This window comes from Mastigocoleus sp. MO_188.B34 (assembly GCF_030065675.1).
Lineage (GTDB): Bacteria > Cyanobacteriota > Cyanobacteriia > Cyanobacteriales > Nostocaceae > Mastigocoleus.
The window spans coordinates 19,227-27,015 of record NZ_JASJDK010000111.1 but is presented as its reverse complement, the minus strand read 5'-3'; the positions used below and the strand labels follow the sequence as shown (position 1 = coordinate 27,015).

Genomic DNA, 7,789 nt, shown 5'->3' with positions numbered 1-7,789 from the left:
GTTCATTTGTACTGCCATCAGCAAATACACTCTGGAACAGTGAGTAGTTTATGACTTGCTTGAGCCGGATGCGTTGCAAAGCGCACGTCCGGTTCTGAGGGGGCGGGGTTATAGCGATATAATCCTGCTACCCGACTAACTAAGTATATTGGTTTACTGTAACGCACCGCCAAAGAATAGTGTTACGTATATTTGGACTTCGGGCTAGGAATGCTAGTGGGTTACGGCACTTTTGAGAAGGTGACCAGAATAAATTTAATAAGCCGTGAGCCTGACGCACCTTACGCGATTGGATTAACTGTCAATTAACCTTTGAAACTCTTCACTATCTCGAATTGCGTCAAAATCAGTATCTGTTTTTACTATTTCTTGGTATTCAGGATTTAGATTGATGGCTTGTTGTAGATTTTCAATTCCCATAACAATATTTTTTTGTAAAGCGTAACAGGAAGCTTTTTTGTACCAAGCTTGATAGTAGTCAGGTTTTATTTCTAATGCTTTATCATAGGATGCGACCGCATCTTCATAGCGTCCCAAGTCAGACAGCCCTAAGCCCCGGTTGTACCAGGCTGAGTCTTTATTAGGCTTGAATTCAAGTGCTTTATCGTAGGAATCGACCGCATCTTCATAACGTCCCAAATTGTACAAGGTATTGCCCCGGTTGTACCAGGCTGAGTGGTTATCAGGCTTAAATTCTAGGGCTTTATCGTAGGAAGCGACCGCATCTTCATAACTTCCCAAATCAGACAGTGCATTGCCCCGGTTGTTCCAGGCTGAGTCGTCATCAGGCTTAAATTCTAGGGCTTTATCGTAGGAAGCGACCGCATCTTCATAACTTCCCAAATCAGACAGTGCATTGCCCCGGTTGTTCCAGGCTGAGTCGTCATCAGGCTTAAATTCCAGGGCTTTATCGTAGGAAGCGACCGCATCTTCATAGCGTCCCAAATAATACAGCCCTAAGCCCCGGTTGTACCAGGCTGAGTCGTCATCAGGTTTTATTTCTAATGCTTTATCGTAGGAAGCGATCGCATCTTCATAACGTCCCAAATAATACAGAGTATTACCCCGGTTGTTCCAGGCTGAGTCGTCATCAGGCTTAAATTCCAGGGCTTTATCATATGAAGCGATCGCATCTTCATAACGTCCCAAATAATACAGAGTATTGCCCCGGTTGTTCCAGGCTGAGTCGTCATCAGGTTTAATATCGATTGCTTGTTTTAATACTTCTAAAGCTGCTTCGTATTCTTTTGCTGCTACAAGTAATATTCCCTGTTTTTGTAGTAAGTCTGATTTTTGATTGGGTAATTGATACTTTTCTTGCAATAATTCCTGAATTTCGAGAATTTTTTGAACTTGTTGTTCTAGGGTTAGAGAACCATATTTCTCATAATCTCCTTCTTTAATAATACGGGATGATTCTTGTTCTAAAAGTTTGGGTTTGGTAGGAAATTCAAAGACACTGGAACGCCAATCAAAAAAATCTGGTGCGCGATGGATGAAGTATTTGAGGGAAAAGAAACGTAAGAGAAAAACAAAGCAGATATTAAAAGTATCTTGAAATCTTTCTCTATGTAAATTTAAATGATTGAGTATTGGCGGAATACCTTTCCAACTGTAACTGAAACGCTCGCTGTTTTCGCCAAACTTGAGTTTTTCATATTCATATAATGAATACTCCAACCCTTGGACAAATAAAATACTGATTTGTTCTCGATTTGGTAAGCCTTTAACTATCTCATATAAGTTGTCAATCGGCTCATTAAATCGTAAAACTTCAATCCTTTTTTCAGTTAATTCTTCCTTGACTCTGATAATCAAGTCTTCACTTTCAGCAGGAGAAGATCGAACAAATAATAAACGAAAATCATCTGTCCGTTTTAAAGTACGGATAAAAGCTTGATATTCTTCTTCTGGCTCTGGTGGTAAATCTTCGTCCCAATCGATTGATTCTGAAGTCATGGCTGCATTTTCGCTACAGCTTCCTTAAATTCCGGTATCCCTCTAATTAAAGGATGAACATCACACCAACGTTGAATTTCATATTCCTTGTCCAGATAACGATATTCTAGAAAACACCGGTTGAACAACAAACTACGATGCTCATTATTGTTAATTACCCGTTTTGAATGAGAAACTTTTGCTAATAAATCCCATTGGTTATGTTCTACAGTTTGACGATAAGTATTGCGTGCTTTAGTAATTGCACGTCGTACTGCTCTCTGAGAAATTGGTAACTCTTCTGTCAGTGCAATCGCATCCTGAGTTAAGAGTAACAAATTTCGTACGTGACCTCCACTCATCAAACAAAGCTGCTGGAAGGTTTCTGGACTGTCAAAGATTTCTGTATCTAAGGATAAGTAAGTTGTACATTGACTAATTCGCTTAGAAATAATTTCTTTGATTTTATTTAGTCCTGGCTCACATATTGTACCGTTGGGAGTCCGTACCATAATCATTGGTAAAACTTCCGTATCACTGTAGTTTTCTCTGACGTCAGTACTTCTTTTGGAGTAAACCAATGATATGGGAACAGTGTAAATTAGATGACAATCAAGAGCTTTGAGTTGTTCGCTGCGATCGAGAAAGATTTCTTCGTGGTTAATTTTCCCACTATCAGTAATAATTGGGGCGATTCGGTCTAAGTTATCGACAATTACTGCTAATTCGCTACGACCATCAGGAAGTTTCTTTTTTGCTTCTTTAAGAAACTGATTTAAAACCTGAATTAAAGTAACCGTGTAAGGATCTACTTTTTTTCTAATTTTTTCCCGTAAGGAAGGTTCTGCTCTCAGATTCGCTGTTAGTTTTGCAAATTGGGATATTTGTGCTTCCATACTCATTCCTTGGAAAGACACTTCTGTTTGTGCTAAATCTTTGATATCTTCCCAGCGACCTTCTAACCACTCCAATACCGGGTTAGCGTTACCAATATTTTTTAATCCTTCCAGAATGTGACGGGTGCAAGCAAGAAGAATATCAGTATACCGAGCATCTTCTGAATCTATATCTTCCTCATCTGCAGCAAAATAAACTACGTAGAAATTCTTTTCTTCCAGAAATTGTTTCAAGCGTAGTAATTCTGTTGATTTCCCCGCACCACGATGACCTGAATATAACTGACAAGTGTTTTCCTTAGAGAGTTTAATTCGATTACCCAGATCTAGCAGTATATCCCCATCACCTCTAACTTCTCGACAATCTACATAAGTTGGATCGCCTGCAGGTAAAGGTCGAAATGGGTCAAAAGCGTTATAAATATTTGTAAGTAATTCAATATTTTGTTCAAGCATAAACACTATATATAACAGGCAACTGCTGTTTAACTGAGTGTATATTTATTGTAGATATTTTAGATTAACCCCATCCGTTACCCATCTCATCAACCTTATCCGTTACTTATCTTATCCGTTGCTAATTCTACTCCTTCCCCACTACGCCAATTCCTCACTGCATTCCGTAACTTCAACGATAACCACCCATAAAACTGAGGATAAATTGGTAACCTCTCAACTAATTCCCACCCACAGGGTTGTAAAGTTTCCCTCAACTCTTCCTCCTGATGATGTGGATAATCGGGATTAACTTCATCTTTGGGTCCGATTCCCCCCAAATCCCTAGCTCCCGCTTCAATACAAGCAATTAACCATTGGGAATCTGAAATTAAATTTGGTGGAATTTGAATGGTTATATCCTTGGGAAGAATGTGACGTGCTGTAGCAATTACTTCTGGTAATTTATGAGGATCAAAAGGTGGTGCATCAAAACTTTGCTGAATACCAGGACTATGGGGTTGCAAAATCACTTCTTGAATATGACAGTAGCGTTGATGTAATTTTGCGATCGCTTCCAAAGTTTCCCAGCAATCATCTTCGGTTTCTCCAATCCCCATTAACAAACCTGTAGTAAAAGGTATTTTTAATTTTCCCGCCCATTCTAACTGTTGTAACCGTAACTCTGGTAACTTGCTGGGAGCATGGCGATGTACCGTATCCAATAGCTTTGGGGTTAATTGTTCCAACATTAATCCCATCGATACATTGACATTTTTTAGTTGTTCCATCTCCTCAAAACTTAATGGTCCAGTATTGGTGTGGGGAAGAAAACCCATTGATAAGGCTAATTCACACAAATCATAAATCCGCTCGAACCATTTTTGGCGTCGTGGTGAGTTTGGGTGTACTTCACCACTGAGAATTAGAATTTCACAGACTTTCTGGTTTTGCAGTTTTGTAAATATCTCCCGTGCAGAACTGAGAGTCATCCAAGAACTTTTACCAGGGTCGGTACGAAAATTGCAATAACTGCAACGGTTAAAACATTCATATGTCGGAACGATAGTGTAAGCAGGGCTGTAAGTAACAGTTTTTGGTGAGGAAACTGACATGAAATCATTGAATGGGAAATGTTTGGAGTTATGTTAACGCACACAATAGGTTGTGAGCAGTTTCCCAAAACCTGCTTCTAACTCATACGTTAATTCACTTCTCATTATTCAAACCATCTATGCACAAGAATTTTGTCGTATATATAAGAAGAGGGCAGAAGTAACCTGAAGTAGGGTGAAATTTTTATAAAACAAAGCTGGAGAATCAACTAATTAGGAAATAATAAGTTCAAGTAAACCTAGGCGTGGAAAGGCTAATAGTTTCCCACCATCAAACACATTTTTTCCGGGCTGAAAATAGTGACTATTTACAAACTAGAGCAGAAACTGCACAAGTCCCCATTTAAAGGAAACTTCTTGAGGAATAAAAATTTCTTATTCCTAAATTTATTAGTTTCATTTAAATGTTTGTATTAAGTCCACAATTTTCAACAAGCCTTACTCTCGATTAACAAATCAGCCAACCGCTCGCGAACTTCAGAAGGTAAATAATTTAATCTCACATGAACCCAGCAAGCATTAATGAATGGTTCCCTACAGAGCAGCAACGCAAATATATTTCTTTATTGAGAGGACAAACTAATTTAACCCGTCGTCGGGCTGAATGTTTTGTAAAGTTGTGGGCTTACTTACTGGTTAAACAATATGATGAGTCAGGGAACAACTTAGAGTTACCCTTGACAAAACTATTGGCACCAAAAGGTTTCATATCTTGTACTCATAAAGAAGCACACGAGCTTTTTTACGCCACCCAAGAACGTGGAAGTGAAAGAGCGGCAGGCATGATGATGGATAAGCTTGCTACTATAGGATTAATTGAAAAAGAATTTGATGGTAATACAACGTGCGTTCGAGTTATATCACCATTAACCAACCTAAATGATACGGTTCAACCAAAAAAATCAGTAGAAGTTTTTGCAGATGTCTTTGAACCACGAATAGACACTATTCCTGTCAGTAGTTATTTAAGACATCATTTCAACTTTGGAAATAATACTACAGCATCCCATCGTATAGCTAGAATCCTACGTAATTGGTCGAAGCAAAGCTCTGCGACTATGAGGGTATTGCGTCGTTGCGACAATAATTATCCAGTAGGATTTTATGTCCTCTATCCTGTAGCAAAAGAATCTGAGGAAAATTATTTTACCTCACCCCGCCATAGTCTTTATTTCAGCGTTAACTCCGACTCTGATCCAATTAAAATGGCTGTACCGGGAGATACAAATTGTACCTGTATTCATGTTCGTGGTTGGTACATAGAACCCGATCACCTGAATTTTAATAATATCTGTAAATTCCTAGAAGACGGAAAGCAAAGTTTGACTAAGATGCAGGCTGATTTTCCTGAGCTTTGTGATATGTACACAATTCCCTTACAACCAATGTATGAACAGCTTGCAACAGCATTAGGTTTTCACAAAATAGAATGCGATCCACATTCATCAGTATCTTGGATGTACATAGCTGTAGATAATTATCTGAAATTAGAATTAACAAAAGTTTTGTCAGTTCTAAAGTTTAATTGATTTTTAATCGGTCTCAAATATTCTCAGGATAGTGCTTGCTTGCACTCTAACAAAACTTAACTTACTTTGATATACCCCAGCCTCAAGGTAGATACAGACTTAACCGTCACCTTAGGTTTGGGGGATTATTTTTTAATTCTTTGTCCGTCGTTTTGCTTCAGCTATTTTATAAACCGTAATAGAACTGCAAATATATTCTGAGAAAATATTTTTGTGTGAATATCAATAAAATTCAATAAAATCTTTTCTAAAATAGCTGTAATACTTATAAATCAAAGACCTCTGACCAAAAAGTCGCAGTTTAAAATTAGTGCCTGAAAAAATTACACCAAAAAAAACTGAAAAAAACTTTACAAATAGCAATATATACTCTAATGTATTAATTATAGGCATAAATTACTAACCTAATACATACCGAATCAAAGCAATTATTCGTACCATGACAACCACATTACAGAGACGCGAGAGCGCTTCTTTATGGGAACGGTTCTGTCAATGGATCACCAGCACCGATAACCGCCTTTACATTGGCTGGTTCGGCGTGTTGATGATTCCTACACTATTGGCAGCTACCACCTGTTTCATCATTGCATTCGTTGCAGCTCCTCCCGTTGACATCGACGGCATCCGCGAGCCTGTTGCAGGTTCCTTGATCTACGGAAACAACATCATCTCTGGTGCTGTTGTACCTTCTTCTAACGCTATCGGTTTGCACTTCTACCCCATCTGGGAAGCAGCTTCCTTAGATGAGTGGTTGTACAACGGTGGTCCTTACCAGTTGGTAATCTTCCACTTCTTGATCGGAGTATTCTGCTACTTAGGTCGTCAGTGGGAACTTTCTTACCGCTTAGGTATGCGTCCTTGGATCTGTGTTGCATACTCTGCACCAGTATCTGCAGCAACCGCAGTATTCTTGATCTACCCCTTAGGACAAGGTTCCTTCTCTGATGGTATGCCTTTGGGTATCAGCGGTACCTTCAACTTCATGTTGGTATTCCAAGCTGAGCACAACATCTTAATGCATCCTTTCCATCAGTTGGGTGTAGCAGCAGTATTCGGTGGTTCATTGTTCAGTGCAATGCACGGTTCTTTGGTAACCTCCTCCTTGGTTCGTGAAACAACCGAAACCGAATCTCAAAACTACGGTTACAAGTTCGGTCAAGAAGAAGAAACCTACAACATAGTAGCTGCTCACGGTTACTTTGGTCGCTTAATCTTCCAATATGCGTCCTTCAACAACAGCCGTTCTTTACACTTCTTCTTAGCAGCATGGCCTGTAGTAGGAATCTGGTTTACCGCTTTAGGTATCAGCACCATGGCGTTCAACCTCAATGGTTTCAACTTCAACCAGTCTGTAATCGACTCTAGCGGTCGTGTAATCAACACCTGGGCAGACATCATCAACCGTGCCAACTTAGGTATGGAAGTAATGCACGAGCGTAACGCTCACAACTTCCCCTTAGACTTGGCTGCAGGTGAAGTAGCTCCCGTTGCTGTAAGCGCTCCTGTAATCAACGGTTAATAAATTGAATAGTCAGTTAAGTAGATAATTACAACGTAATTAATTACTTAATGTAGAAAATCACTCTCCAGTAATGGGGGTGATTTTTTGCATTGCATAATTGCCCAATGCTCAAATAATGCGTTAGAACCATGAATTATCAAGAAAGTAAGTTATTAACTTTCAATCTGATTGAAAATGTTATTTAGTCATATTTTTAGCAAAGTATGTGTTACGTATTTGGCAGTTAAAACCGCTCTTTATTCTTATAAAAAAAGTGTTTCGCGCCGTTTTACGGCGCGAAACACATCATATTATTAGTGATATTTTTTACTATTTAATACTCAGACAATTTTAAATTTGATTTTTCCGTCG

General features: G+C 38.9%; 5 protein-coding genes. 2 read left to right on the top strand and 3 right to left on the bottom strand.

The window, feature by feature from the left end; translation table 11 throughout:
• Window positions 1-294: 294 nt before the first annotated feature.
• From QNJ50_RS21900 to cofG, 3 genes are all read right to left on the bottom strand, one after another.
• On the bottom strand, window positions 295-1,959 hold the full coding sequence (locus QNJ50_RS21900; RefSeq protein ID WP_300639432.1) for a tetratricopeptide repeat protein: 1,665 nt from the start codon (window positions 1,957-1,959) through the stop codon (window positions 295-297).
• Complete coding sequence (locus tag QNJ50_RS21895; RefSeq protein WP_300639429.1) at window positions 1,956-3,290, bottom strand: AAA family ATPase; 1,335 nt, start codon at window positions 3,288-3,290, stop codon at window positions 1,956-1,958. Before QNJ50_RS21895 ends, QNJ50_RS21900 begins: the two co-directional genes overlap by 4 nt.
• Before the next feature lie 95 nt (window positions 3,291-3,385).
• The gene (cofG, locus tag QNJ50_RS21890) at window positions 3,386-4,384 is read right to left on the bottom strand and encodes a 7,8-didemethyl-8-hydroxy-5-deazariboflavin synthase subunit CofG (RefSeq protein ID WP_300639427.1); all 999 of its coding nucleotides are present in this window, start codon (window positions 4,382-4,384) and stop codon (window positions 3,386-3,388) included.
• A 503-nt stretch (window positions 4,385-4,887) separates the two neighbouring features.
• Between cofG and QNJ50_RS21885 the strand changes: the two genes are divergently transcribed.
• The gene (locus QNJ50_RS21885) at window positions 4,888-5,913 is read left to right on the top strand and encodes a hypothetical protein (protein ID WP_300639424.1); all 1,026 of its coding nucleotides are present in this window, start codon (window positions 4,888-4,890) and stop codon (window positions 5,911-5,913) included.
• A 439-nt stretch (window positions 5,914-6,352) separates the two neighbouring features.
• Window positions 6,353-7,435 (top strand): photosystem II q(b) protein, encoded by a 1,083-nt coding sequence (gene psbA / locus QNJ50_RS21880; RefSeq protein WP_300639422.1) that lies wholly within the window; start codon window positions 6,353-6,355, stop codon window positions 7,433-7,435.
• Window positions 7,436-7,789 lie beyond the last annotated feature (354 nt).